Annotated in this window: 24 protein-coding genes; 13 read left to right on the forward strand and 11 right to left on the reverse strand. The window is 70.4% G+C overall.

What is annotated here, in order from left to right:
- Positions 1 to 291: 291 nt before the first annotated feature.
- From sucD to VEA62_RS12990, 6 genes are all read right to left on the reverse strand, one after another.
- On the reverse strand, positions 292 to 1,194 hold the full coding sequence (gene sucD, locus VEA62_RS12965; protein ID WP_324822457.1) for a succinate--CoA ligase subunit alpha: 903 nt from the start codon (positions 1,192 to 1,194) through the stop codon (positions 292 to 294).
- Positions 1,195 to 1,236: 42 nt separating this feature from the next.
- A complete protein-coding gene (locus VEA62_RS12970; protein ID WP_324822460.1) occupies positions 1,237 to 1,824 on the reverse strand; it encodes a hypothetical protein in 588 nt (195 codons plus the stop codon).
- Between the two features lie 4 nt (positions 1,825 to 1,828).
- Complete coding sequence (sucC, locus tag VEA62_RS12975; protein WP_324822463.1) at positions 1,829 to 3,019, reverse strand: ADP-forming succinate--CoA ligase subunit beta; 1,191 nt, start codon at positions 3,017 to 3,019, stop codon at positions 1,829 to 1,831.
- Between the two features lie 150 nt (positions 3,020 to 3,169).
- The gene (locus VEA62_RS12980) at positions 3,170 to 3,625 is read right to left on the reverse strand and encodes a hypothetical protein (RefSeq protein ID WP_324822466.1); all 456 of its coding nucleotides are present in this window, start codon (positions 3,623 to 3,625) and stop codon (positions 3,170 to 3,172) included.
- Between the two features lie 99 nt (positions 3,626 to 3,724).
- Positions 3,725 to 5,266 carry an MFS transporter gene (locus VEA62_RS12985; protein WP_324822469.1) on the reverse strand — a complete coding sequence of 514 codons (1,542 nt, stop codon included), beginning with the start codon at positions 5,264 to 5,266 and terminating at the stop codon, positions 3,725 to 3,727.
- A 137-nt stretch (positions 5,267 to 5,403) separates the two neighbouring features.
- Positions 5,404 to 7,605, reverse strand: a complete 2,202-nt coding sequence (locus tag VEA62_RS12990) for a TonB-dependent receptor (RefSeq protein WP_324822472.1) — start codon at positions 7,603 to 7,605, stop codon at positions 5,404 to 5,406.
- Positions 7,606 to 7,782: 177 nt separating this feature from the next.
- On the opposite strand from VEA62_RS12990, the gene VEA62_RS12995 reads away from it, so the two are divergent.
- Together VEA62_RS12995 and VEA62_RS13000 are read left to right on the forward strand one after the other, a co-directional pair.
- Positions 7,783 to 8,505 carry a TetR/AcrR family transcriptional regulator gene (locus VEA62_RS12995; RefSeq protein ID WP_324822475.1) on the forward strand — a complete coding sequence of 241 codons (723 nt, stop codon included), beginning with the start codon at positions 7,783 to 7,785 and terminating at the stop codon, positions 8,503 to 8,505.
- Positions 8,502 to 9,284, forward strand: a complete 783-nt coding sequence (locus VEA62_RS13000; RefSeq protein ID WP_324822478.1) for a LytTR family DNA-binding domain-containing protein — start codon at positions 8,502 to 8,504, stop codon at positions 9,282 to 9,284. Before VEA62_RS12995 ends, VEA62_RS13000 begins: the two co-directional genes overlap by 4 nt.
- Here VEA62_RS13000 and VEA62_RS13005 read toward each other — a convergent pair.
- The 3 genes from VEA62_RS13005 to VEA62_RS13015 all read right to left on the reverse strand — a co-directional run bounded on the left by VEA62_RS13005 (position 9,238) and on the right by VEA62_RS13015 (position 12,603).
- The gene (locus VEA62_RS13005; protein WP_324822481.1) at positions 9,238 to 10,749 is read right to left on the reverse strand and encodes a carotenoid oxygenase family protein; all 1,512 of its coding nucleotides are present in this window, start codon (positions 10,747 to 10,749) and stop codon (positions 9,238 to 9,240) included. The genes VEA62_RS13000 and VEA62_RS13005 overlap by 47 nt on opposite strands.
- A gap of 10 nt (positions 10,750 to 10,759) precedes the next feature.
- On the reverse strand, positions 10,760 to 11,203 hold the full coding sequence (locus VEA62_RS13010) for a DUF2141 domain-containing protein (protein ID WP_324822484.1): 444 nt from the start codon (positions 11,201 to 11,203) through the stop codon (positions 10,760 to 10,762).
- A gap of 167 nt (positions 11,204 to 11,370) precedes the next feature.
- Positions 11,371 to 12,603 (reverse strand): YihY/virulence factor BrkB family protein, encoded by a 1,233-nt coding sequence (locus VEA62_RS13015; protein WP_324822486.1) that lies wholly within the window; start codon positions 12,601 to 12,603, stop codon positions 11,371 to 11,373.
- Positions 12,604 to 12,685: 82 nt separating this feature from the next.
- On the opposite strand from VEA62_RS13015, the gene prmC reads away from it, so the two are divergent.
- From prmC to VEA62_RS13060, 9 genes are all read left to right on the forward strand, one after another.
- Positions 12,686 to 13,591, forward strand: coding sequence for a peptide chain release factor N(5)-glutamine methyltransferase (gene prmC / locus VEA62_RS13020; protein ID WP_324822489.1), 906 nt, complete (start codon positions 12,686 to 12,688; stop codon positions 13,589 to 13,591).
- Between the two features lie 321 nt (positions 13,592 to 13,912).
- Positions 13,913 to 14,878 carry a DUF4167 domain-containing protein gene (locus tag VEA62_RS13025; RefSeq protein ID WP_324822491.1) on the forward strand — a complete coding sequence of 322 codons (966 nt, stop codon included), beginning with the start codon at positions 13,913 to 13,915 and terminating at the stop codon, positions 14,876 to 14,878.
- Positions 14,879 to 15,009: 131 nt separating this feature from the next.
- A complete protein-coding gene (locus VEA62_RS13030; protein ID WP_324822494.1) occupies positions 15,010 to 15,663 on the forward strand; it encodes a DUF4893 domain-containing protein in 654 nt (217 codons plus the stop codon).
- Positions 15,664 to 15,674: 11 nt separating this feature from the next.
- The gene (locus tag VEA62_RS13035) at positions 15,675 to 16,859 is read left to right on the forward strand and encodes an NAD(P)/FAD-dependent oxidoreductase (protein ID WP_324822497.1); all 1,185 of its coding nucleotides are present in this window, start codon (positions 15,675 to 15,677) and stop codon (positions 16,857 to 16,859) included.
- Between the two features lie 50 nt (positions 16,860 to 16,909).
- Complete coding sequence (locus VEA62_RS13040) at positions 16,910 to 17,638, forward strand: DUF4893 domain-containing protein (protein WP_324822500.1); 729 nt, start codon at positions 16,910 to 16,912, stop codon at positions 17,636 to 17,638.
- A gap of 80 nt (positions 17,639 to 17,718) precedes the next feature.
- Positions 17,719 to 18,120 (forward strand): hypothetical protein, encoded by a 402-nt coding sequence (locus VEA62_RS13045; RefSeq protein WP_324822503.1) that lies wholly within the window; start codon positions 17,719 to 17,721, stop codon positions 18,118 to 18,120.
- A gap of 96 nt (positions 18,121 to 18,216) precedes the next feature.
- A complete protein-coding gene (locus tag VEA62_RS13050) occupies positions 18,217 to 18,774 on the forward strand; it encodes a cytochrome b (protein ID WP_324822506.1) in 558 nt (185 codons plus the stop codon).
- Positions 18,775 to 18,820: 46 nt separating this feature from the next.
- Entirely contained in the window at positions 18,821 to 19,522 is a 702-nt protein-coding gene (locus VEA62_RS13055; RefSeq protein WP_324822509.1) for a VIT family protein, read from the forward strand.
- A 68-nt stretch (positions 19,523 to 19,590) separates the two neighbouring features.
- Positions 19,591 to 20,220, forward strand: coding sequence for an isoprenylcysteine carboxylmethyltransferase family protein (locus tag VEA62_RS13060; protein WP_324822513.1), 630 nt, complete (start codon positions 19,591 to 19,593; stop codon positions 20,218 to 20,220).
- A 16-nt stretch (positions 20,221 to 20,236) separates the two neighbouring features.
- On the opposite strand, the gene VEA62_RS13065 is transcribed toward VEA62_RS13060, so the two are convergent.
- Positions 20,237 to 21,880 carry a serine hydrolase gene (locus tag VEA62_RS13065; protein WP_324822516.1) on the reverse strand — a complete coding sequence of 548 codons (1,644 nt, stop codon included), beginning with the start codon at positions 21,878 to 21,880 and terminating at the stop codon, positions 20,237 to 20,239.
- 168 nt (positions 21,881 to 22,048) lie between these two features.
- Between VEA62_RS13065 and clpB the strand changes: the two genes are divergently transcribed.
- Positions 22,049 to 24,637, forward strand: coding sequence for an ATP-dependent chaperone ClpB (gene clpB, locus VEA62_RS13070; protein WP_324822519.1), 2,589 nt, complete (start codon positions 22,049 to 22,051; stop codon positions 24,635 to 24,637).
- Positions 24,638 to 24,679: 42 nt separating this feature from the next.
- Here clpB and VEA62_RS13075 read toward each other — a convergent pair whose 3' ends face one another.
- Positions 24,680 to 25,504 carry a serine protease gene (locus VEA62_RS13075; protein ID WP_324822523.1) on the reverse strand — a complete coding sequence of 275 codons (825 nt, stop codon included), beginning with the start codon at positions 25,502 to 25,504 and terminating at the stop codon, positions 24,680 to 24,682.
- A 403-nt stretch (positions 25,505 to 25,907) separates the two neighbouring features.
- On the opposite strand from VEA62_RS13075, the gene VEA62_RS13080 reads away from it, so the two are divergent.
- Positions 25,908 to 26,249 (forward strand): GIY-YIG nuclease family protein, encoded by a 342-nt coding sequence (locus VEA62_RS13080; protein WP_324822525.1) that lies wholly within the window; start codon positions 25,908 to 25,910, stop codon positions 26,247 to 26,249.
- The last annotated feature ends 305 nt before the right edge of the window (positions 26,250 to 26,554 follow it).

Genomic DNA, 26,554 nt, shown 5'->3' on the forward strand with positions numbered 1-26,554 from the left:
CGGCGCCGCTGATATAGGCGCTGTTTCCTTATGGGTCATGACCGAATGGGGGCGAAGGGGCGGAATTTGTCGCAAATTCCGCGAAATTCCCCCGTTTCGTGCCCCACAGGTGAGACATGAGAGCCCACAACTCCGGCCGTCATCCTCGGGCTTGACCCGAGGATCAGACCATCCGGTGCTCCGTCGAAGGCGCAGGCGCGCGCGCGTGTGGGGCCATCTTCGACGCACAGCCCGCCGCTCGCCTCTGACCCTCGGGTCAAGCCCGAGGGTGACGGATCGCGAGGCGCAACGTCAGCCCTTCAGGACTTCCACCAGCGTCGCACCCAGACGCGCCGGCGACGGCGAGACGCGGATGCCGGCGGCTTCCATGGCCGCGATCTTGGACTCCGCGTCGCCCTTGCCGCCCGAGACCACGGCGCCTGCGTGGCCCATGGTGCGTCCCTTGGGCGCGGTGCGGCCGGCGATGAAGCCGACCATCGGCTTCTTGCGGCCCTTCTTCGCCTCGTCGATCAGGAACTGGGCCGCGTCCTCCTCGGCCCCGCCGCCGATCTCGCCGATCATGACGATCGACTTCGTCTCCTCGTCGGCGAGGAACAGCTCCAGCACGTCGATGAATTCCGTGCCCTTGACCGGGTCGCCGCCGATGCCGACGGCCGTGGTCTGGCCGAGGCCCTCGTTGGTGGTCTGGAACACCGCCTCATAGGTCAGGGTGCCCGAGCGCGAGACGATGCCGACATTGCCCTTCTTGAAGATCGAGCCCGGCATGATGCCGATCTTGCACTCTTCCGGGGTCAGGATGCCGGGGCAGTTGGGGCCCAGCAGGCGGGACTTCGACCGGTCCAGCCGCGCCTTGACGCGCACCATGTCCAGCACCGGGATGCCCTCGGTGATGCAGGTAATGAAGGGCACTTCGGCCTCGATGGCCTCGATGATGGCGTCGGCGGCGCCCGCCGGCGGGACATAGATCACCGACGCCGTCGCGCCGGTCGCTTCCTTCGCTTCGGCCACAGAGGCGAAGATCGGCAGGGTCTCGCCTTCCGACCCGTGCCACAGCTCGCCGCCCTTCTTCGGGTGCACGCCGCCGACCATCTTCGTGCCGTAGTAGCGCAGCGCCTGTTCCGTGTGGAAGGTGCCGGTCTTGCCGGTCAGGCCCTGGACGATGACCTTGGTGTTCTTGTCGACGAGGATGGACATGGTTCGAATATCCCGAAGGCGGAAAGGTGGAGTCGCGTCGGCTCAGTCGATGCGAGGAAGGAAATAGATCAGGGTCGACCCCGGGCCGGCGCGGTCCAGTCCGATCATGCGCATCTGGCCGGTCGCCGCCATGGACACGAACTGGGGGTCGGTGAGGCTGCGCGTGGGCGCCCGGCCCTCGGGGGTCTGCAGCCAGGCGTAGGCCTCGAAGCCGGCGCCGCGCACGGGCGCGAACCCCATCACCTCCCGCAGCCGCGCGTCGAGCGCCCGGTGATCGGTCGGCCGGGCCGAAACCCCGCAGAACTCGATCTGCACCGTCTCCCGGCCGATGCGGCGGGTCATCAGTCCGGTGATGACATAGGCCATGTCGGCGCTGGTGCTGCGCACGAAGCCCGAGGCTTCAGAGCTGTTGCGCAGATGGGGCACGGTCTCGGCGGGAGTCGGCGAAAAGCCGGCTTCCAGCGCCAGGGCGGCGGCCCGCTCGCGGTCGCCGTGGGCCGCGACGCAGATCTGGTTCAGGGTCTGGATCAGGTCGAGGCGCGCGGGCGCCACCGCCGCCTGCGACCATCCGGTCGCGGGCCACACAAGCGCCGCGGCGAACGCGGCGACCAGGGTGCGGGCGCCCCTCACAGGCTCAGCCGACCGCCGCGACGATCTTCTGGGCGGCGTCGTCCAGGTCGTCGGCGGCGGTGATGGCCAGACCCGACTCATTGAGGATGCGCTTGCCCTCGTTGACGTTGGTGCCCTCGAGGCGGACGACCAGCGGCACCTTCAGCCCGACTTCCTTCACCGCGGCGACCACCCCCTCGGCGATGACGTCGCAGCGCATGATGCCGCCGAAGATGTTGACCAGGATGCCCTGAACGGCCGGGTCGGCGGTGATGATCTTGAAGGCCGCCGCGACCTTTTCCTTGGAGGCGCCGCCGCCCACGTCGCAGAAGTTGGCCGGCTCCTTGCCGTACAGCTTGATGATGTCCATCGTCGCCATGGCCAGACCGGCGCCGTTGACCATGCAGCCGATGTTGCCGTCCAGCGCGACATAGGCGAGGTCCCATTCCGAGGCCTCGATCTCCTTGGCGTCTTCCTCGGTTTCGTCGCGCAGTTCCTTGATGTCCGGATGGCGGAACAGGGCGTTGCCGTCGAAGCTGACCTTGGCGTCCAGCACCCGCAGGCGGCCGTTGGTCATGACGATCAGCGGGTTGATCTCCAGCATCGACATGTCCTTCTCGACGAAGGCCCGGTACAGGGTCGGGAACAGGGTCTCGCCGTCCTGGGCGGCCGCGCCGTCCAGCTTGAGCGCGGCGTTGATCTTCGCCACATCGGCGTCGGTGACGCCGGCTTCCGGGTCGATGACGATGGTCTGGATCTTCTCGGGCGTGTCATGGGCGACCGCCTCGATGTCCATGCCGCCCTCGGTGGAGACGACGAAGGCGATGCGCCCGTACTGCCGGTCGACCAGCAGCGAGCAGTACAGCTCGCGATCGATGTCGGCGCCGTCCTCGATATAGAGGCGGTTGACCTGTTTGCCGGCCGGGCCGGTCTGGGCGGTCACCAGCGTGTTGCCCAGCATCTCGCGGGCGTTGGCGACGACTTCCTCGATCGAGCGGGCGAGCCGGACGCCGCCCTTGGCGTCGGCCGGCAGCTCCTTGAACCTGCCCTTGCCGCGCCCGCCGGCGTGGATCTGCGACTTCACGACGTACAGGGGACCGGGCAGCTGTTTCGCCGCCGCTTCGGCCTGGTCGGCCGAGGTGATGGCCACGCCGGCCGCAACCGGAGCGCCGAAGCCCTTCAGGACCTGCTTGGCCTGATACTCGTGAATGTTCATGGATGCCGCCTTGGGGGGAGAGTCGGCGTGCTTATAGGACCCGCGCCTTCGCAGGTGCAACCGCCTGTCGCCCGGCCGGCATGGACCGGACAGGGAAACGCCCTCCGCCGCGGGGCGAAGGGCGTTCGGTGGTTCGCGCCGCGGAGCCGCCTAGCGGATCGGCCGGATCGCCGTCAGGCTGGTGCTGTCCGCCTCGCTGGTGACCTGCACGAAGGTCACGTCGCCGGCGCGGTAGGCGTCCTGGTCCGGGGCATAGGCATAGAGGCCGGCGTTGGCGTCGACGGCCATCGCCACGCCGCCCAGCGCTGCGGTGATGCCGGAGGCCAGCTCGGGCTGGGCCGGCTGGCTGGTCAGCATGCAGGCCTGGCGCTTGCCGTCCGGGGCGGCCTGTTCACCGACCACGAGGTTGCGCTCGACGCCCTCGCCCGTATGCGTCCAGACGGTCATGCCGTCCTGCTGGACCGGGCCCGACCAGGAGCCCTGGGCGGCGACGGCGGCGGTCACGGCGGCGACATCGCCCCTGGTGACGACGCACAGGGCCTTGAAGTCGTCGGCCGGAGCCGGGGCCGCGCTCAGGGCGGCGGCGAACAGAAGCGTGGCGATCATGTAGGCGGACTCTCACGATGACAGGGGGAGGGCCGGGCGCGGCCCGGCTATCGAAGCCAGTGTGCGTCGAAAAAAAGCGTCAATATGGCCGGCGTCGTCTCAGTCGACCCAATCGCGCTTCAGCGTCCGCGAGGCGCCGAACAGCAGGGCCGAGGCCAGCAGATAGAAGGCCATGCCGGTGTAGATCGCCCAGCGCAGGCTCTCGTCGCCGAAGCGCGGGGCCAGCAGGTCGCTCATCCAGCCGAAATAGTAGAAGCCGACGGCCAGGCCGAGCAGGTTGTTGATCAGCAGGAACAGGGCCGAGGCGGTGGAGCGCATCGGAGCCGGGACCAGGTGCTGCACCGCCGCCGTCACCGGTCCCAGCCAGGCCAGGTTCAGGCCGGTCGGGACGAGGAAGATCAGGAAGGCCAGGATCAGCTGCTGGGCGTTGGTGCCCCCGCCGGGCAGGACCAGGCCGATGATCCACGGCGAGTTCATCGCCGCGATGAACAGCGGCGCCGAGATCAGGAAGGCGATCGCCGGGGTCATCGGATAGGCCCCCTTGCCGCGCTTGCTCAGCTTGTCGGCGAAGAAGCCGCCCAGCCAGATGCCGAGGGTGCCGCCCACCAGGGCGATGCCCGAATAATACCAGCTGGTCTGGATCAGGGTCAGGTCGAAGCTGCGCATGAAGAACAGCGGCAGCCAGCCGGCGACGCCATAGCCGCAGATCGAGGAGGACGCCGCGCCGAGCGCCAGCAGCCAGAAACTCGGCTTGCGGATCACCACCGAGGCGGTGCTGCGGGCGATCCGCAGCGACACCCCGATGACCAGCGCCAGCAGACCGCCGAAGCCCCAGGTCAGGCCGCTCGCCTCCTGGCCCGCGACGAAATACTGGACCGCGCCCCAGGCCAGGGCCGCTGCGCCGATCGACAGCATGGCCATTGAGGCGAGGCTTCCGGTCCGGCTGGACAGCGCCGCGGCCGGGGCCGTGCTCGCCGGCGAGGCGGCGGGGGCCAGCGCCGCCTTCTCCGCCGCGGCCGTCGCGTCGGTCCCGCCCCGCTTCGGATCGCGGATGGTCAGGCGCAGCAGCGGGGCCAGCAGCAGGCCCAGCATGCCGACGACGATAAAGGCCGTCTGCCAGCCCCACCGCGCCGCCAGCAGGCCGCCGACCAGCGTGCCCGCTGCGGTGCCGATCGGGATGCCGAAGGCGAACACCGCCAGCGCCCGGGCCCGCTGCGACGGCGGGAAATAGTCCGAGATCAGCGAATAGGCCGGGGCCACGCCGCCCGCTTCGCCGACGCCCACCCCCATCCGGCACAGGAACAGCTGGGTGAACGAGCCGGCCATGCCGCACAGGGCGGTGAAGCCGCTCCACACCGCCAGCGCCCCGGTCATGATCCACACCCGGCTGAAGCGGTCGGCCAGCCACGCCAGCGGGATCGCCAGGGTCGAATAGACGCTGGCGAAGGCGATGCCGCCCAGCAGGCCGAACTGGGAGTCGGTGAGGTCGAAATGATCCTTCAGCGGGGCCGCGAGGATGCCGATGATCTGCCGGTCGAGGAAGTTCAGCGCATAGACCAGCACCAGCACCGCCAGCACATAGTAGCGGTAGCCGGGGCGGACGGGCGTCGCCGCGGGGCTGGAGGCGGCCGTGTCGGTCATGACGTTTCCCTCGACTTGGTCTTCTTGTTGGGCCGGACGGTAGCGGGGCCGTGGCGCGGCGTAAAAGAAAAAGGGCGGCGGCTCAGGTGAACCGCCGCCCGTGATCACATGCGATCAGGCTTCAGGAGTCTTTCGGATCAGAACTTGACCTGCAGCGAGGCGGTCACGGTCTGCGGCGGGCCGTAGTATCCGATCAGGGAGTCGTTGAAGACCGCGCCGGCGAAGTTGTAGGCGCCCACCCGGTACTCCTCGTCCGTCAGGTTCTTGCCGTACAGGCCGACGGTGTAGCGGTCGCCCGGATCGGTCCAGACGATCGACAGGTCAACCAGCGCATAGGCCTCCTGGTCGAGGATCGGGTTCGGGAACTCGAACTGGCTGTAGTCGTCGCGATAGGACACCGACGGGGTGACGGCGAGCTCGCCGCCGGCCACGTCGCCGCGCCAGGTCAGGCCGAGATAGCCCGTCCATTTCGGTGCGTTCTGCAGCACCACCTGGTCCGAGATGTCCTCGTAGACGCCCAGCGCCAGGTTGTAGCGCAGGAACTCCTCGAAGTCGGAGTCGAGGTAACCCACGGCGAAGTTGGCGCTCAGGCTGTCCGACAGGAACAGCGAGCCTTCGAACTCGGCGCCGAGGAAGGTCGAGGAGCCGACGTTGTCGACGAAGCTGGCGATGCCGCCGACGGCCGGGACCTGGGTGGTGACCTGCTGGTCGTTGTACTCGTTGCGGAACACCGAGGCCGCGAACGACAGCCGGTCCAGCGAACCCTTCAGGCCCAGCTCGATCGAGTCGACGGTCTCCGGCTCGTAGCCGTTGACCGTGTCCGGGGTGAGGATGGCGTCGCCGCGCATGTCGAAGCCGCCGGACTTGTAGCCCTGCGAATACGAGGCGTAGGCCGTCATGTCGTCGTTGAGATCATAGGACAGCGCCACCCGCGGGGTGAACTGGTTGAAGTCGTTCGAGGCGGTGTAGTCGGTGCGGACCAGCAGGGGAGCGCGCGGCGTGCCGCCCAGCAGCGGGCTGTTGGTGGCGCCCAGATAGTTGGCGCGGAACACCGTCCCGGTCTTGTTGTCGAGCGTATAGCGCGCGCCCAGCGACAGGTGCAGGCGGTCGGTCAGGTCGAGGTTGACGTCGGCGTAGCCGGCCCAGCTCTCGGTGTTCACCTGGCCGCCGGTGCCGATGACGATGCCGAGATTGCCGGCGATGGTGTCAAAGGCCCCCTCGGCGTGGCCGTCGAGGTAGAAGAAGCCCATCACGCCCTGGATCCGGTCGTAGTCGAACAGGAACTGGAACTCCTGCGTCAGCTGGTCGTCGGCGTAGTAGGCCGGGATGTCCAGGGTCGGCGCCGGGGTGTTGTCGAAGTCGATGACGGTGTCGGTCTCGCCCTCGCGCCAGGCGGTGATCGACTTGAAGGTCCAGTGCTCGTTGACATCCAGCTGGACCGTCGCCGAGAAGCCCTGGTTCATCACCGAGTTCTCGTCGCCGATGCCGGCATAGGTGTCATAGACGCTGTCCGGCACGCCGGCGCCCGGTCCGACGCCCGCGACCTCGCGGTGGCCGTGGCGGGGATTGGAGTCGTCCTCGACCCGGTCGTAGGCCAGGCGGATCGACATGTCCTCGCGCGGTTCCCACTCCATGCTGACGCGGCCGGCCAGCACGTCCTTGTTGTAGTGCTCGGCGCCGGTGTTCAGGTTCTCGCCGTAGCCGTCGCGCTGATAGCTGGCGATGGCGCCGCCGATGCGGAAATTGTCGGCCAGCGGCATGCTGCCCGAGGCCAGCAGGTCGACCTGGTTGTAGCTGCCGTAGGCGCCGCGCAGCATCAGCTCGGGATCCTGCGACAGACGCGAGGTCACGTATTTGACCGCGCCGCCGACCGTGTTGCGGCCGTAAAGCGTGCCCTGCGGGCCGCGCAGCACCTCAATGCGCTCGACGTCGTAGATGTCGAGCACGGCGCCCTGAGGACGCGCGATGTAGACGTCGTCGACATACAGGCCGACGCCGGGCTCGAAGCCCCACAGCGGATCCTGCTGGCCGACGCCGCGGATAAAGGAGATCAGGGTCGAGTTCGATCCGCGGGCCACCTGGACCGTCGCGTTCGGCGTCTGCTGCTGCAGGGCGGTGATGTCCGTCGCGCCGGTCTCTTCCAGGCGTTCCGCGCCCAAAGCCGAGACCGAGATCGGCACGTCCTTCAGCGCCTCGTCGCGACGGCGGGCGGTGACGATGATCTCGCCGACGTTGGTCGCCGTCTCCTCCTGCGGCGGCGCGTCCTGCGCCAGGACGGCGGTTGAAAGCGCGCTCCAGGCGGCGCCCGCGAGCAAGGCGGTCTTTACGTAGCGGTTCATGTGAAGCCCCATTCCTGTGTTTCCAGCCCGTGACGCTTTTTTATTCAGCGTTCAATGATTTTCCGGGACCGTAACTGTTTTCCCCCGCCTGTCAAACGGCGCCGCTTGCCGCGACACGGGCCGCGCCCGACTGTGGCGCCGTTGCCATGACCGGCTGACGGAGCCTAGCTTCTGCGAATGACCAAGCTTGCCGCTCCCGAGACCGTCGCCGCCCCCGCCCGGCGCGGCCGCCCGTCGAAGGCCCGGGCCGAGGGCGCCGCCGATACCCGCGAGTCCATCCTCGACGCCGCCGAGGACCTGTTCTCCAAGCACGGCTTCTACGGCGTCACCATCCGCGAGGTGGCGCGCGAGGCCGGCGTCGACACCGCCCTGGTGCACTACTATTTCGGGGCCAAGCGCGCCCTGTTCGACGCCGTCTTCCTGCGCCGGGCCGAGGTCTGGAACAGCGACCGGGTCAACGCCATCAACCGCTACGCCGAGGCGGCGGGGGCGGACATGACGCTGGAGGGGCTGCTCGCGGCCTTCCTGCATTCGCCGTTCGAATGGGCCCTGAAGGGCGGGCCGGGGTGGAAGCACTACGCCGCCCTGGTGGCCCAGACCAACGCCAACCCGATGTTCGGCGGCGAGATCATGACGCGCTATTTCGACCCGACCGCCCGGCGGCTCATCGAGCTGATCAAGCGGGTCCTGCCCGAGGCGCACGAGGAGGACCTTTACTGGGGCTATCACAACCTGTCCGGCGCCCTGACCCTGACCTTGGGCGAGACCGGTCGCCTTGACCGTCTGTCGGGCGGCCTGTGCCGCTCCGGCGACCTCGAAACCGCCGGCGAATACATGGTCCGCTTCGCCGCCGCCGGTTTCCGCGCCGTGTGCGGGCCGGGAGCGGGCGCCCGCCGATGAGCGCCCCCGCGCCCCCGCAGGATGAAGGCCGGACGCTGCGGATTTCGATCCGGCTCGACCGCGGCCTCGCCGTCGCCGTGGGCTCGGGCGTGGTGCTGGCCCTGACCGGGGCCTTCGGCACCAACATCGTCCCGCTGTGGCTTCGCTTCGCCTATTGGGTTCCGCTGATTCTGGCCGGCGCCGCCTGGGCCACTCTTTGTTCGCGTCTGATCGAGCGCCTCGTCGACCCGGACGAGCGGCCGTGGCTGACGGTGGCCGCCCTCTCCGCACTCACCGCCGGCCCGGTGGTGGTGCTGGTCTGGCTGGTCACCGGCCTCGTCTTCGAGAGCGAGATCTATCCGGTCAGCCGGCTCGTCGACTTCATCGGCCCGGTCCTGGTCATCACCGTCGCCATCAGCGCCCTGAACGTCTTCCTCGGCCGACCGGCGCCGGTCCAGACCCATGCGGGCTCCGCCAGCGCCGCCCCGGCCCGTTTCCTCGACCGCCTGCCGCCGCGGCTCCGCGGCGCCGCCCTGCGCGCCGTCCAGGCCGAAGACCACTATCTGCGCCTGCACACCGACCGCGGCTCGGACCTGATCCTGATGCGGCTGTCGGACGCCGTCGCCGAGCTGGAGGGACTGGAGGGCGCGCGCACCCACCGCAGCTGGTGGGTGGCGCGGGACGCGGTGCGCGACGTCGCCCGCAGCGACGGCCGGGCGTCCCTGACCCTCGAGGGCGGCGTCGTCGCCCCGGTCAGCCGCCGCTACGCCCGGGCCCTGCGGGAGGCCGGCTGGTACTAGGCCGAGCCTGGGTCCAGATGCCGTGGAAGCTGACCGGCAGGGCCGTGTCCGCCCGCCAGCTGGCCACCGGCCCGTCCTCTATCCGCGCCGCGTCGAGCACATGCAGCTCGCTGACCCGGGCGGCCAGGTTGATCGACGGCCCTATCAGCCATCCATCGTCCTCGGCCGAGCCGCCGGGCCGGGGCACGAACACCATCTCGTCCATCACATGGTCGGCCCCGAAGTCGAACACCCGGGTGCGTCCGGCCCGCCAGTCGGTCATCCCGATCGCGCTCGCGAACGGACGCCCCGGCGCCTCCCCGGCCGTATGCAGGCTGAAGCGTCGGGGCAGCCCCGCCCGGCGTGGATCGCCCCGCGGGAACTCCGCCACCTGGTCCGTGCGCAGCAGCCCGGCGGATCCGTCCGCCTTCAGTTGCGCCAGGGCCAGCCGCGCCGGCTCGCCATCCAGCGGCACGCCGTTGAGGACCTCGGTCGCTCCCCGGGCGGCGAAATCCATGTCGCGATGGACGCAGACGTCGAACCGGATGTCGTCCCCGTCCGACCAGGCGTCGCCCAGATGGAAGAAGCCGAACGCCGGCAGCTCGAACACCCTTCGACGCGACAGGTCGTCCTTGTCGAGGACCAGCACCTGCGTGCCCTCGGCGGGGCGCCACTCGAAACCCTCGGAGAAGGGCATGGTCATCCGCGCCTGTATCCACGGCTGCAGCACGATCACCAGATGCCCGTCGGTGGCGGTGAAATCGTGGACATAGCTGGCCCGCGGCAGGGGGATCAGGGTCGCCGCCTCCAGCTCGCCCGCGGCTGACAGCCGCCAGACCATCGCCTGACCGCCGCCCATGCCCAGGTTCCAGATCCGGCCGTCCGGCTCGCGCCGCGGATGGGCGAGGAAGGGCATGGACTTCAGGTCCGGGCGGTGGGTGACCATGCCCCGGGTCGCCAGCGTCTCCGGGTCCATGGCCACGGCCGAGCCGCCTTCCCACAGGGCCCACAGGGCGTCCCCGGCCATCAGCACGGATGTGTTGGCCGCATTGGCGTCGTCGTTCGAACCGATCTCGGCGCGCGGATCCCCGACGGTGCCGAAACCCGGCATGACCATGGCGTCCAGCCGCGTCTCCTGGCGCCGTTTGGGCGTGTCGACGAAGCGGGCGGCCAGCTCCGCCCGGCCATCGGCGATCCGGAAGCGCCGGACCAGTCCGTCGCCGTCGAACCAGTGCGCCGCCGACCGCCCGGGGCGGCGGAATTTGGCCGGTCCGTTGCGGTACAGCGCGCCCTCCAGCCCGGCGGGCGCCCGCCCGTGGATCAGGCGCATGGCCCGCGGGGCCACATCGGTTTCGATGTCGGCGGTGGCCAGGCCCCAGTCCGTGGCGATCCGCATCGCGGACATGGCGCGCACCGTTTCCGGGGTGACGACCGCGGCGGCGGCGGCCGCGGCGCCCATCAGGACATGGCGTCGGGAGGCGATCATCGCGCCCTCCTCAGCGAAGCCGGATCGTCTGGGCGGTCGCGCCCGAGACGGTGAAGCGGGCCCGCTCCCAGCTCGCCGGTCCCATATTGCCGACGGCGTTGTTCGAGAAGGCGTAGGGCTCGGTCGGAAGGCCGAATGGATTGGCGTCCATCTCGCCGTCTCCGTCCACGTCATGGAAGGCCTTGGCCGCGTACTCGCCGGCGGGCAGGCCCTCGAAGGTCGCCGTGGTCTCGCCGGCTGCGACGTCCAGCATCGTCTGCCCGACCGGCCGACCCCCGGTGTAGGCCGCGGGCGAATCGTACAGGGCGACCATGACGGCGCCGGTCGGCGTCCCGGTCTCGAAGGTCAGGGCGACGGAGCTGTCGCGGCCGGCTTCCTGGGCGAGGGCGGGGCCGGACAGCAGGAGCAGGCCGGCGGCGGCCGCGCCGAGGGTGGCGATTTGCAGGCGGATCATGGCGGTCTCTTCGTGTGGGGGAGACCCGACGGCCGGGCCTCGACCCGCCGACCCTGTCCGCGACCCGCGCCGCCCGCCACGCCGGATGCGGCGATCGTCGCCCCGCCTTCGTGAACGGCGGCGCCCGCCCGTTCGCGAAGCGCCAACGACCGCCCCTGCCGCCCTCGTCAGGCCTCGGGCGGGGTCTGCCGGATGCGCCGCTTCAACAGCCGGTCGGACAGCGCCTCGGCATGTTTGAGCGTGAAGGCCAGGGCCGCCAGATTGCCGCGCCGCGGCCCGACCGTGTCGGCCACCACCGCGCCGCGCTCGCCGAGGGCGGCCGGCTCTCCGGTGGTGGTGTCGATGGCCGTCTGGTGCTCGACCTCGGCGTTCAGCTCGGCCCCCATGATGATGATCTGCACGCTCAGCCAGGTCCACAGCAGGAAGCCCATCATCGCCGCCAGCGGTCCGTAGGAGTCCACCTTGACGAAGGTCTGCAGATACCAGCTGAAGCCCAGCGACAGGCCGACGCTCAGCAGCGAGGCGAACAGCGCCCCCGGCGTCAGCCAGCGCCAGCGCGCCCGCTGCCGGCACGGCCCGAAGCGATAGACCACCGTCAGCGAGGCGACGTAGACGAGCAGCAGCAGCGGCCAGCGCAGCGGCGCCAGGTGGGCCCATTCGTCCGCGAGGCCCAAATAGCCCAGCACCAGAGGTACGCCGACCACCAGACCGGCCGTCACCAGGATGGCGGCCAGTCCGCTCACGGTGAAGGCCAGGCAGGTCAGGTTGTATTTGAGGAAATTGCGGCGCTCGACCTCGTGATAGGCGATGTTGAGCCCGTAGAAGAGCACCTTGATCGCCCCGTTCGCGGTCCACAGCGACAGCGCCAGCGTCCACACCAGGGTGAAGGTCAGCTGGGTGTTCGAATTGTCGGCCAGGCGCTGCATCTCGCCCGAGACGAAGCCGGCCACTCCCGACGGCATCACCGAATAGAGGAAATACAGCCGCGCCACCACGTCGCTGGGATCGGAGAACAGGCCGTAGATGGTCACGAAGGCGGCCAGGGTCGGGAACAGCGACAGCACGACGAAGAAGGTCACGCCGCCGGCGACGAAGCCGACGCGGTCCCCGAAATAGGACATCCCGACACGCCAGAAGATGTCGATCCAGCCCTTGTGCGGAATGTGTTCCGGCCGCCGCGCCAGCCGGCCGCGCCCGGGTTCCCTTTCCTCGAAATCCTCGGGAACCGGCGGACGCGGCGGCGCCGGCTCCGGTCGCGGAGGGCGCAACTCCAGTCCGTAGCGATGGCCGTGGCGGTACAGCAGATGCGCCGCCCCCGCCCCCGCGGCCAGGCCCCCGGCCACCGCTCCCAGGACGCCCCACAGGCTGAGGCCGCCCCTTGTTTCAGACCGCTTCTGCATCGTGGCCACAACGACTCCGGTTTGACGGCGTTCCGACGCCGCCGCGCTTGATATCCGCGCAATCCCGCGCCAAGGCCAGAGCATGACCGACGCCGCCGCATCCCCGACCTCCGGCCCGACCCTGCTGACCGCCTGGAAGGCCGCCGCGGCCACGCTCAAGGCCGGCCGCATCGACAGCCCCTCGATCGACGCCCGCCTCTTGCTCGAGGTCGCCGCCGGCTGTTCGCGCACCGACATCCTGACCGACCCGTACCGCGCCGTGACCCCCGGCCAGCAGGCCGCGCTGGACGGCTTCGTCGAGCGCCGCCTGCGCCGCGAGCCGGTGTCGCGCATCCTCGGCAGGAAGGGCTTCTGGAAGATCATGCTGAACGTCACCCCCGACGTGCTCAGCCCCCGCCCCGACACCGAGGCCATCCTCGACGTCGTCCTGCTGGCCTGTCCGCCCAACCGGGCCTTCGAGATCATCGATCTCGGCACCGGCTCCGGGGCCATCCTGCTGGCGACCCTGGCCGAACGGGCCGGCGCCCGCGGGGTCGGCACCGACATCTCGTCCGAGGCCCTGGCGGTGGCGAAGGAGAACGCCGCCAATCTCGACCTCGACGGCCGCGCGACCTTCCTGCGCACCGAATGGGCCGCCGGCTTCGCCGACCACAGCTTCGACGTCGTCGTCTCCAACCCGCCCTACATCCCGTCCGGCGACATCCCCGGACTCGACCCCGAAGTGCGCGACCACGACCCCCACCTCGCCCTCGACGGCGGCCCCGACGGCCTCCAGGCCTACCGCGAACTGGCCCCCGAGATCCGCCGCATCCTGCGCCCCGACGGCCTGTTCGCGGTCGAGATCGGCTGGGACCAGGGCCCCCAGGTCAAGGCCCTGTTCGAGGCCGCCGGCTTCGCTGACGTCATCGTGATCAAGGATCTGTCTGACCGCGACCGCGTCGTCACCAACGGCCCGGACCCGCGGACGAACCCCGTCCCGAAGATGTAGGGCTCCTCGCCCGACGGGCCGAAGGCGACACAAACAAACCCCTTGGAAACAGCCTGCGCCCGCGCTAAGTCTCTCCCTGTCTCCCACCCAAACCGCACGACTTGGGCCGCTTCAGGCTCATCCGCGCGCGCTCAGGGCATCTGACGGTCGAGCCAGTCGGCCCGGCGGACCAGGGGGCGACGCGGATTTCCGATCACATCGTCAGCGGGGATTGGCCTCGCGCGAAGCGGAACGACGAAACGGACGGCGACAGGCTGCATCTCGCAGGCCGGCCCGTCCCTTCACAAAGCACGGTAGCGTCCGATGAGAGATTTCAAGGGCATGAAGCGTCAGCGCGGACGCAACAGAAAGCCCGGCGGCGGCGGCGGCGGCAACGCCAACGCCACCAACCCGAACCGGTCCTGGGACTCCCAGGGCCCGGAGAACATCAAGGTCCGCGGCAACGCCCAGACCGTCTACGAGCGCTACATGCAGCTGGCGCGCGACGCCTCGGCCGCCGGCGACCGCGTCCTCGCCGAGAACTACACCCAGCACGCCGAACACTATTTCCGCGTCCTGCGCGCCCTGCAGCCCTCGCGTCCGGTGTCCGAGATCGCCCAGCGCGAACTGGCCGGTCAGGGCTTCGACATCGATTTCGAGGACGAGACCGGGGCCCAGGCCGCCGCCATCATGGCCGCCGAGAAGGCCGAGGCCGACCGCGTCGCCGCCGCCGAGGCCCGGCAGCGCGAGCAGGACGAGCGCCAGAACGACCGCTCCTACGATCGCCAGAACGATCGTTCCAACGACCGTCAGGGCGAACAGCCGCGCCGCGAATGGCGCGACCGCGACGACCAGCCGCGCGAGCCCCGCGCCGAGGGCGATGGCCCCGCCGGCGAGGGCGGCCGCCGCGAGACCCGCCGCGAGCGCTGGGAACGCCGCCAGCAGGAACGCAACGAGCGCTTCAGGAACGAGCGCGGCGAAGGCGATCAGGCGTCCGCGTCCGCGTCCGCGTCCGGGGACGACGGCGAACCGGCCCCCGCTCAAGCCCAGGCCTCCGACGGCCGCGAGGCCGAGCCGGCGCCCGCCCGCGCCGAGCGGCCGCAGCGCGAGCGTCGCCCGCGCCGCGACGCCGCCGCCGACGCCGCGGGCGACGACGCCCCCACGGCCCTGCCGGGATTCCTGACGCGTTCCGCCGCCCCGGCCGCTCCGGCGCCGGACGGCCCGCCCGAGGGCGGCGAGGCCGAGGCTCCCGCCCCCCGGCGCCGCGCCCCACGCCGCAAGGCTGAGTCGCCGGCAAGCGAAAGCTGACGGAATCGCCCGCGACGGGCGAGGGCGCTTGACGTCCAACGCCCGGTCCGGTCAAGGAGCCTGTGTACGTTCTCGGACCCCCGCGGCGCGCTCGACGTAGGCGGCGGTCCGCGACCCCACGGGAGCGCCGCATGCTTCGTCTGTTCCGGCCGTCGGTCCTGGGCCTCCTCGCCGCCGCCACGATTTCCGCCTGCGCCGCCACCCCGCCGCCGCCGCCGGTTCCCGGCGGCCCGGGCTCCAGCCCCGTGCTGCGCGACTGGCGCGGCATCGTCACCGCCTCCGACCGGGACCGCTACAACCGCCTCGACGCCGCCTGGTCGCTGGCCCTGCAGCAGGCTCGGCGCCAGCGCGGCTCCGGCGATCTCGCCGCGACCGGCGAGCTGATCGAGCCGCGGGCCCAGCGGCCGGACGTCACGCCCCCCGCCGGCGACTACCGCTGCCGCACCGTCAAACTGGGGTCGCAGGGCGGCGAGGAGGGCCTCGGCTATGTCGTCTACGGCTGGTTCGCCTGCCGTATCGAACAGACTCCGAACGGCCTGAAATTCTCCAAGCTGACCGGCAGCCAGCGCCCCGCCGGCCTGCTGTTCCCGGAGAACGACCGCCAGATGGTCCTGCTCGGCTCCATGGCCCTGGCCGACGAGCCGCCCGCCAACTCCTACGGCCAGCGCCCCGACCGCGACCTGATCGCCGTGCTGGAGCGGATCGGCGAGCGCCGCTGGCGGCTGGTCATCCCGTGGCCCCAGGCCGAGTCCAATCTCGACCTGATCGAACTGGTCCCGGCCTGAGCCAGGCGGCCATGGCCGTCCGCCGCGTCGCCGTCGTCGGGGCCGGCCCCTCGGGCCTCGCCTGCGCCCTGATGCTGGCCCGGCAGGGCCGCGACGTCGTCGTCTTCGAGCGCTTCGAACAGGCCGGCCCGGTCGGCGCCGGCTTCATGCTGCAGCCGACCGGCCTCGCCGTCCTCGACCACCTCGGCCTGACCGGCGAAGTCGCGGCCATGGCCCAGCCGATCGATCACCTCTTCGGCCGCGAGGCCCGCCGCGGCCGCATCGTCCTCGACGTCCGCTACGCCGATCTGCGCCGCGCGCGTCCGGCCCTCGGCGCCCATCGCGCCGCCCTGTTCGAGGTCCTTCACCGGGCCTGCCGCGACGCCGGGGTGTGGTTCGAGACCGGCCGCGAGATGGTCGCGGCCGCGGCGGGCGTCCTCACCGACGCGCGCGGCCTCTCCACGCCCGCCTTCGATCTGGTGGTCGACGCCTCGGGCGCCCGTTCGCGGATCGCCGCGGCCCTCGGCGGGCGAACGCAGGGCCGGCCGCTCGCCTGGGGCGCCCTGTGGGCCACCGTCCCCTGGCCCGGCCCGCCCTTCGACGAACGGGCCCTGCAACAGGTCTATCGCGGCGCGGCGAAGATGATCGGCGTCCTGCCGGTCGGCGCGCGCCCCGGCGCTCCGGACCGGCTCGCCACCTTCTTCTGGAGCCTGAAGACCGCCGACCATCCCGCCTGGCGCGCCGCCGGTCTCGACCGCTGGAAGGCCGAGGTCCGCGCCCTGTGGCCCGAGACCGCCGGCCTGCTCGAGACCCTGACCGACCCGGACCAGCTGACCCTCGCCCGTTATGGCCACCACACCCTCGCCCGCCCCGCCGCCCACCGGCTGGCGGTCATCGGCGACGCCGCCCATTCGACCAGCCCGCAGCTGGGACAGGGCGTCAACATGGGGCTGCTGGACGCCCGGGCGCTGGCCGACGCCCTCGCCCGCCACCACGACCTGCCTGACGGCCTCGCCGCCTACGTCCGCGTGCGGCGCTGGCACGTCCGCCTCTATCAGGCGCTCAGCCTCGGCTTCACCCCCTTCTACCAGGCCGATGGCCGCGTGCTGCCGTGGGTGCGGGACCACCTGCTCGGCAAGGCGGCGCGTCTTCCCCTCTCGCCCCGGCTGCTGGCCGCCACCGTCTCGGGCCTGCTGCTCGACCCGCGGCCGCGCTGAACCCCGGCCCGCTTCAGCCGTTCGGCCCACTCGCCCCAAGGGAGTTCCGGATGCGCCTGCCCCCCGCCGCCCCGTTCGCCGCCGTCTCGCTGGCCGTCCTGCTCGCCGCCTGCGGCCCGGACCCGGAGACCGGGCCCGCCGATCCGGGCGCGGGCCCGGGCGAGGGAGCCCCGCCGCCGGCTGCGGCCGAGGCCGCGCCCGCCGAACCGGCCGGACCGGCCCCCGGCGAACAGGGCGGCGGCGCCGACTGGCGCCAGGTGGCCAGCACCGCCGACGCTTCCGCCCTCGGCCGCCTCGACCAGGCCTGGCGTCTCGCCCGCGCCGAGGCGGAGGATGCCGGCTTCGCCACGCAGGTCGAGGCGCTGGGTCCGCTGGTCGATCCCAATGCGGGCCAGACCGGTCGGCTCCAGCCGCCGCCCGGCGCCTACCGCTGCCGCACCATCAAGCTGGGCGCGAACAGCCCGGGCGGTCTCGCCTGGGTCGCCTACCCCTTCTTCCGCTGCACGGTCGAGCTGACTCCCGGCGGCGACCTGGTGCTGACCAAGGCGACCGGCTCCCAGCGCTCGCGCGGCCTGCTCTATCCCGACACCGACCGCCGCCTCGTCTTCATCGGCGCCCAGGCGTGGGGCTCGGACGAGACCGGCTACCCCGCCTATGGCCAGATGCCCGAGCGCGACCAGATCGGCGTCTTCGAGCGCATCGGTCCGGAACGCTGGCGCCTCGTCATCCCGTGGCCGAAGCAGGAGGCCAAGCTGGAGATCCTCGAACTGGTCGGCTGACTGCGCCTTGACCGCGGGGCCGGACGCCGCGACCCTTCCGCGAGCGGGACGGTCCCGCATCCTGTCCGGAGGAGGTCGCCATGCGCGGTTTCAGCATCACCATCGGCGCGGTCGTCGCCGTCGTCGTCGTCGGCGTTCTCGTCCTCATTGGTCTGCCGACATACAACGTCTACGCCCGGCAGATGCAGGGCAAGGCGGCCTATGAGCAGGCCGTGCAGGACCGTCGCATCCGCGTGCTCGAGGCCCGGGCCGCGCTCGACTCGGCCCAGCTGACCGCCCAGGCCGAGGTCGCCCGCGCCCGCGGCGCCAACGAGGCCAACCGCATCATGGCCGAAAGCCTCGGCGGCCCCGAGAACTACCTGCGCTGGGCCTACATTCACATGCTGGAAGAGTCCGCCGACAAGCCGGGCCGCGAGATCATCTACATCCCCACCGAGGCGGGCATGCCCATCCTCGAGGCGGGACGCCGCCCCGCTCAATAGGGGCCGGCGGCCCCCTGCGGCGCGGTTTGCGCCAGATCAAGGCGCCGGATCGCCTCCGGCGCCAGGTTCGGGCGTCTTCCGCGCCGGAGCGACTCCATGGCCAGCCAGATCACCGCCGCTTCCCGGTTTGAACCGCCGGCCTTCTCCCGCCTCTCGATCTCGATGCACTGGCTGATGCTGGTGCTGCTCGCCGCGGTCTACGCCTGTATTGAACTGCGCGAATTCTATCCGCGCGGCAGCGACCTGCGCGAGGCGCTCAAGACATGGCATTTCATGCTCGGCCTGTCGGTCTTCGCCCTGGTCTGGGTGCGGCTGATCGCCCGCGCCCGGTCGCCCCGCCGGGGCCCGCCCCGGACCTGGCCGGACCGGCTGGCGGCGCTCGTCCACCTCGCCCTCTACGGCCTGATGATCACCCTGCCGGTGCTGGGCTGGATGGTGCTCAGCGCCGAGGGCGAGCCCATTCCCTTCTTCGGCCTCTCGCTGCCCCCGCTGGTCGCCCCGAACGAGGGGCTCGCCGAACGCGTCGAGGATCTGCATACGACCCTGGCCACCGTCGGCTACTGGCTGGTCGGGATCCACGCCGCCGCCGCCCTGTTCCATCATTATCTGCTCAGGGACGGGACGCTCCGGCGTATGCTGCCGGGCTTCCGATGAGGGAAACGCCCGGCGCGCGCGGCGCCGCCGATCTGGAGTCTGCCCGATGAGCCGCCTGCCGACCCACCCCGAGCGACACCGGGTCTCGCGCATCGGCTGGCTGAGGGCCGCCGTGCTGGGCGCCAACGACGGACTGGTCTCGACCGCCAGCCTCGTCGTCGGCGTCGCGGCGGCCGAGGCGTCCCGCGGCGGCGTGCTGATCGCCGGCGTGGCCGGGCTTGTGGCCGGGGCCATGTCGATGGCGGCGGGCGAATATGTCTCCGTCAGTTCGCAGGCGGATACGGAACGGGCCGATCTCGCCCGCGAGCGGGCCGAGCTGGCCGGCGACCACGAGGCCGAGGTCGCGGAACTGGCCGGCATCTATGCCGCCCGAGGCGTGGATCCCGACCTGTCGCGGCAGGTGGCCCTGCAGCTGATGGCCAGGGACGCCCTCGGCGCCCATGCGCGGGATGAACTCGGCATCTCCGAAATCACCACGGCCCGCCCGGTCCAGGCGGCCCTGACCTCGGCCCTGACCTTCGCCCTGGGCGCCCTGCCGCCGTTGCTGCTGGTCCTGTGGGCGCCGCTCGGCGGCATGATCGCCTGGGTCGGCGCCACCGCCCTGGCAGGCCTGATGGGACTCGGCGCCCTCGGAGCCCTGGCGGGCGGCGCCGACATCGGACGCTCCGTTCTGCGGGTGGCCTTCTGGGGCGTCATCGCCATGGCCGCGACCGCCGGCATCGGCCGGCTGTTCGGAACGGTCGTCTAGGCCGGGCCGCCGCTCCGGGCTTGAAACCGTCACAGTTCCGCAGTCCTCTTCGTCAACGGAGACCTTGAATGAACCCCACGCCCGCCCCCCTGGAACTCGGAACGGTCCAGAAGCTGCGAAAGGTCGCCGTCGGCCTCGCCCTGGTCGGCCTGATGGCCCTGGCCGTGGCGACACAGTCGATCGGCGGCGTCGACAGCGCATGGCATGAGACGGTCGAGTCCATCGGCCTTGTGGCGATCGCCCTGTCCATCGTCGGCCGCGCCTGGTGCACCCTCTACATCGGCGGTCGCAAGAAGGCCGAGATCGTCGACCGGGGGCCCTATTCGGTGAGCCGCAACCCGCTCTACGTCTTCAGCTTCGTGGGCGCCTTCGGCATCGGGGCTCAGAGCGGCAGCCTCGTCATCGCGGCCGCCTTCCTCGCGGCGGCGGTGCTGGTCTTCCATTTCACCGTGCTGCGCGAGGAGGCCTTCCTGCTCCGCGAGTTCGGCGACAGCTACGCCCGCTACATGGCCCGCACGCCCCGCTTCTGGCCGCGCTTCTCGCTCTGGCGGGACGCCGACGAGCTGACCATCCGCCCGTCGCTGTTCCTGCTGACCCTTCGCGACGGTCTGGTCTTCCTGCTCGCCATCCCGCTGTTCGAACTGATCGACGCGGGCCAGTCGGTGCACTGGCTCAAGGTGCTGGCCCACCTTCCCTAGGGGCGGCGCGGCGGGCTCAGACCTTCGTGAGCCGCAGGTCGTGGAAGTCGTAGCTGAAGTCGGCGTCCGGTGAGACCGCCTTCATCGTCGCCGACACCGGCCGCCCGTTCTCGATCTTGAAGGTGACGAAGGTGTCCTCCTCGCGCTTGTCGGGGAAGCGGGTCCGCATCGTCTCGCCGTCATAGGGCTCCAGCGGGCCCTTCAGCGCGGGCGTATGGGTGAAGTCCAGCCACAGGCCGCTCTTGCGCGACCGGCCCCGGCCTGTCGTCCGGGTTTCGATGACGATGTCGCCGTACCACGGGTCCCGCCACGTTCCGGCATAGGCCTCGAGCGGCAGGGACGGCGCGGCGCCGGCCGCCTGCTTCGCGTCGATCTCCGCGGCTGCGGCGATCGACTTGGCGTCGCCTTCGTCGCGCAGCCGCACGCTGTCGGCGATCCAGTCGAACCCGGTCTTGCCCATGACGATGTCGGCGATGCCCGAGCGCAGGGCCCGCAGCAGGAAGCTCTCCTCGGCGTTCGAGAAGATCGAGAAACCGGCGTCCCGCCCGGGGATCAGCACGGTCGCGGAAATCCCGCCCGGCGAGCCGCCGCCATGGGTGATCATCCGCTCGCCGCGGTAGTCCTGGACCTGAAAACCCATGGCGTAGGTCGAGGCGATGGCCCGGCCCGGCAGCTCCGCCGTGGGCCCTTCCGACGAGCCGATGATGATATTCGGCCGCCACATCTCCTTCGCCGCCGCTTCCGAGAACAGCCGCGTCCCGTCCGGCAGCTCGCCCATGGCCAGGCGCACGCCGATCCATTTCGCCCAATCGGTCGCCGTGGTGCAGATGCCGCCCGCCGCCGCCGCCGAATCCCAGTTCCACACCTCGGCGATGGACTCGGCGATCTGCACCATCTCGCCCTGATAGCGCAGCGGCGGTCCGACGCGGGCGTGCGGCAGGGCCGACCTCGCCGGGTCGGCCAGGCTCGTCATCGGCACGGTCTCGCCCATGCCGACCCGGTCGAGGATGCGGGTCTGGATGAACCGCTCCCACCGCATCCCCGAGACCGCCTCCAGCACCGCCCCGGCGACCACGAACATCAGGTTGTTGTAGTGGTACTGCCCGCGGAACTGGTCCTCGATCGGCACGAACGGGACCGCCGCCAGCACCTCCTCGCGGCTCCGGTCGCTGTTGGGCCAGAACAGCAGGTCGCCGGCGCCGAGGCCGAAGCCGGCGCGGTGGCTGATGGTGTCGCGCACCGTGATCCGCTCGCCGATCACCGGATCCGACAGGGTGAAGCCGGGCAGGTAGGTCTTCACCGGCTCGTCCCACTTCACCTTTCCCTCGTCGACCATCATGGCCAGCGCCGCCGAGGTGACGTTCTTGGTGTTGGAGGCGATGGCGAACAGGGTGTGCTCTTCGGCCCGCGCCGCCTGCCCTTGCCGCTTGACGCCATAGCCCCGCGTCAGCACCGGGGCCCCGTCCTTGACCACCGCCACCGACAGCGCCGGCTGGTCCGGGAAGGCCGCCATGCACGCCTTCACATAGGCGTCGACCGCCTCCGCCAGCGCCTCGCCCGCCGGCGCGGGCCCGGTCTGGGCGTGCGACAGCGTGGGCAGGGCGAACCCGGCGGCCGCGGACGAAACCAGCGCCGCGCGGCGCGTGAGGCGGATGGACATAGGGACGCTCCCGACAGACTTTCGCCGGACGCTAGCCCGACCCGCGCCGACCCGTCCACTCACCCCTTGTGTGGCTCCCTCGCCACACCCAGATTTGCGGCAGCTCAAGGCGTTGCTTTCTGAAAGGACGTCTCTGGGCCCACACTCCGCCTGATCAGGGGACACGCCGTGAATCTCGACCTCTATTCCGACCGCGCCAAACAGGCCGTCCAGTCCGCCCAGTCGCTGGCTCTCGCCCGCCGGCACCAGCAGTTCGCCCCCGAACACCTGCTCAAGGTGCTGCTGGAAGAGCGCGACGGCCTCGCCCGCAACCTGATCACCGCCGCCGGGGGCGATCCGGCCAAGGCCGAGACGGCCACGGAAACCGCCCTGTCCAAGCGCGCCCAGGTCTCCGGCGGCTCGGGCCAGCTCTATCTGGACGGCGACACCGCCCGCGTCTTCGCCGCCGCCGAGGCCGCCTCGAAGAAGGCCGGCGACGCCTTCGTCACCACCGAGCGCCTGCTCGGCGCCATCGCCCGCGAGGGCGGGGTGGCCGCCACCGTTCTCGCCTCGGTCGGGGCCACCCCCGACAAGATCGACGCCGCCATCAACGAGATCCGCAAGGGCAAGACCGCCGACTCCGCCGCCGCCGAGGACGCCTACGACGCCCTCAAACGCTACGCCCGCGACCTGACCCTGGCCGCCCGCGACGGCAAGATCGACCCGGTCATCGGCCGCGATGAGGAGATCCGCCGCACCATCCAGGTCCTCGCCCGCCGCACCAAGAACAACCCCGTCCTGATCGGCGAGCCCGGCGTCGGCAAGACCGCCATCGTCGAGGGCCTGGCCCTGCGCATCGTCAACGGCGACGTGCCCGAGAGCCTCAAGGACAAGAAGGTCATGGCCCTCGACATGGGCGCCCTGATCGCCGGCGCGAAATACCGGGGCGAGTTCGAGGAGCGGCTCAAGGCGGTGCTGAACGAGGTGGCCGCGGCCGAGGGCGGCGTCGTCCTGTTCATCGACGAGATGCACACCCTGGTCGGGGCCGGCAAGACCGACGGCGCCATGGACGCCTCCAACCTGCTCAAGCCCGCCCTGGCCCGCGGCGAGCTGCACTGCGTCGGCGCCACCACCCTCGACGAATACCGCAAGCACGTCGAGAAGGACGCCGCCCTCGCCCGCCGCTTCCAGCCGGTCTTCGTCGAGGAGCCCAGCGTCGAGGACACCGTCTCCATCCTCCGTGGACTGAAGGAGAAGTATGAGGTCCACCACGGCGTGCGCATCGCCGACGGCGCCATCGTGGCCGCCGCCACCCTGTCGAACCGCTACATCACCGACCGCTTCCTGCCCGACAAGGCCATCGACCTGATCGACGAGGCCGCCTCGCGCGTGCGCATGGCCGTCGACTCCAAGCCCGAGGCGCTCGACGAGATCGACCGCCGCCTGGTCCAGCTCAAGATCGAGCGCGAGGCCCTGAAGAAGGAGACCGACACCGCCTCGAAGGCCCGGCTCGAGAAGCTCGAGGACGAGATCGCCGAACTGGAGGCCGAGTCCGACGACCTCACCGCCCGCTGGAAGGCCGAGAAGGAAAAGGTCGGCGCCGGCGCCCAGCTGCGCGAGACCCTCGACCGCCTGCGCGCCGAACTGGCCGCCGCCCAGCGCGCCGGCGACCTCGGCCGCGCCTCGGAGATCGCCTACGGCCAGATCCCCCAGATCGAGAAACAGCTCGCCGAGGCGGAAGCCAATGAAGCCGACAAGTCCGGCCCCCTGACCCCTGAGGTCGTCGACGCCGAACAGATCGCCGCCGTCGTCTCGCGCTGGACCGGCGTCCCGGTCGACAAGATGCTGGAGGGCGAGCGCGAGAAGCTGCTCAAGATGGAGGACGCCCTCGCCCGCCGCGTGGTCGGCCAGGACGAGGCCCTGGCCGCCGTCTCCGACGCCGTGCGCCGCGCCCGCGCCGGCCTCAACGACCCCAACCGCCCGCTCGGCTCCTTCCTCTTCCTCGGCCCCACCGGCGTCGGCAAGACCGAGCTGACCAAGGCCCTGGCCGAATTCCTGTTCGACGACGAGGCCGCCATCACCCGCCTCGACATGTCCGAATACATGGAGAAGCACAGCGTCTCCCGCCTGATCGGCGCGCCCCCCGGCTACGTCGGCTACGACGAGGGCGGCGCCCTGACGGAGGCCGTGCGCCGCCGCCCCTATCAGGTCGTGCTGTTCGACGAGGTCGAAAAGGCCCACCCCGACGTCTTCAACGTCCTGCTCCAGGTGCTCGACGACGGCCGCCTCACCGACGGCCAGGGCCGCACCATCGACTTCCGCAACACCCTGATCATCATGACCTCGAACCTCGGCTCCGACGCCCTCGCCGGCCAGTCGGAAGGCGATGATGTCGAGTCCGTCCGCCCCTACGTCATGGAGGCCGTCCGCGCCCATTTCCGCCCGGAGTTCCTCAACCGCATCGACGAGATCATCCTCTTCCGCCGCCTCGGCCGCGGCCAGATGGCCGGCATCGTCCGCATCCAGCTGTCGCGGTTCGAAAAGCTCCTCGCCGACCGGAGACTGACCCTCGCGCTTGACGACACGGCCGCCGCCTGGCTCGCCGACAAGGGCTACGACCCGGTCTACGGCGCCCGCCCCCTGAAGCGCGTCATCCAGAAGGAACTGATCGACCCGATCGCCCGCAAACTGCTGGCCGGCGAGATCGAGGACGGCAGCGTGATCGCCGTGTCAGCCGGGGAAGGCGGGCTGGAGATCGGGAAGGCGCGGGTGCATTAGGCGGCGCATCTCGCCGCGCCATTTTGAAGCGATCCTCAGTCCCTACTCCTGCGACAGACGCTTTCTGATCTCATCGGCAAGCTCAAGAATACGCGTTGATCTGATCGCCGAACCCAAGTGCATCATTGATTGGACCGAAACATCGAGGTCTTTCGTGAGCACAATACGGCCGCGTTGGTCGATAGTTGGGCCCGCATAAAGAATCCCAAGAAGCTTTATTCTTGGGGTCCCCATGTCGATGCCACCACGAGCTTTGTTGTAGAAGGCGTATGAATTGAAAAGGTAAATCGGCGAGCCTGAGCTACCGGGAAAGCAGGCCGCGTCTATCATGAATTCCTGCCTGCCGTCGTAGGGAAGAGCGGGATGTGAAGCGGTCGTCCCTCGCCTCATGATGGGCATACCATTGGTGCCATCGAAGAGGCCGTTTGGACAACCGACCATCACCACCTCTTCCAACGCATCCAAGTCTGTCCACATCTGTGCATCGGGTATCAGCGACTCGTCCAAGAACACCGCATAGACGTTCTTTCCACCCAAGCTTCCGGGCTTGACCAGCTCTCCTACGGTTATGGCGCACAGGTCGACGCTCGGGTCGAGATGTCGCACAATTCCGCCCTCCCTAAGGGAGATGGTGACGTTGTGGTGGGTGCCAGAGGGTCCCGAGCCATCATCAAGGGCCTGATGAACGCAGATGGACAACCCATCAGCCCCGTCAATAACGTGCTTATTGGTAATCAACAGAGGCGCGACGCCCGGTCCAACGTTGAGATTGAAGTAAAATCCTGTGCCATAGCTTGTGACTTGGCCAGCGCGCATCGCAGCGATGCGAACTGAATTGTACAGCATTTGTTCGGAAGGGCTGGGCATGAGTCAAAATAGCCGCGGAGGGAGATTGGGCAACACCTTGGTTGGCCCTCCGACGGTGCCAGTTCCGCGCGGTATGTTGTTTTCATATGCTTGGGCGACAGCGGCGGCTCCCCTTTCGTCATCCTCCGGCAAGCCGCGGCTTCGCGGCGCAGACCGGGGGACCCAGCGGCGCGCGGGAGCGCGACCCTGTCGGGAGCGCGGTCGGGGACGCGGCGTCCGGTGAGGGCCGCACGCCGCCGCCTGTATTTCGCCGCTTCGCGGCGCCGCTGGGTCCCCCGGTTCCGCGCTTCGCGCGGCCCGGAGGATGACGAAAGGAAGGAACCCCAGCGCGAACCCGCCGCCGCAACCTCCGCTGCGGCTGCATCACGTCGACGCCCGCCGCCGCCGGGCATAGCCTTCCCGCATGGCCACCCACCGCACCTTCATCGCCAGCTACATCATGGCCAGCGGGCGCAACGGGACCATCTACATCGGCTCGACCTCGAACCTCACGAGCCGGGTGTGGAAGCACAAGACGCGCGTGTTTCCCGGCTTCACCGATGACAACGACTGCACCGACCTGGTCTGGTTCCAGCGCCACGTCTGGATGACAGCCGCCATCCGGCGCGAGCGACGGCTCAAGAAATGGCTGCGCGACTGGAAGCTGGCCCTGATCGAGCGCGACAACCCCGGCTGGTGCGATCTCGCCGCCGACTGGCACCCGGTCAACGACCCCGACTGGATGCCGCCCGTAGAGCCGGACTGACCCTTCCTTTCGTCAACCCGGGGCAAGCGGTGCAGCCGCGCCGACCCCGGGACAGGGCGGCGCGCGCGAGCGCGAAGTCGGGAGCGCTGCTCCGCGAGGGATGACGAAAAGCGGGAATTGCTGCGCTGCAAATCCCGCCTCTGTCTCCATAGTTCGAACAGCCACCCCGCTGTTTTCCCTGCACATCATCCCCGCGCCAGCGTCACGAACGCGCCCTGGTGGAAACCTCCCGCATACTGTTCCCATCCCGTCGATGGGGAGGGCGTCGGATCCACGCTCCTCGACGACGGCGGGCTGTGGTCGAG

This window comes from Brevundimonas sp. (genome assembly GCF_035627475.1).
GTDB lineage: Bacteria > Pseudomonadota > Alphaproteobacteria > Caulobacterales > Caulobacteraceae > Brevundimonas.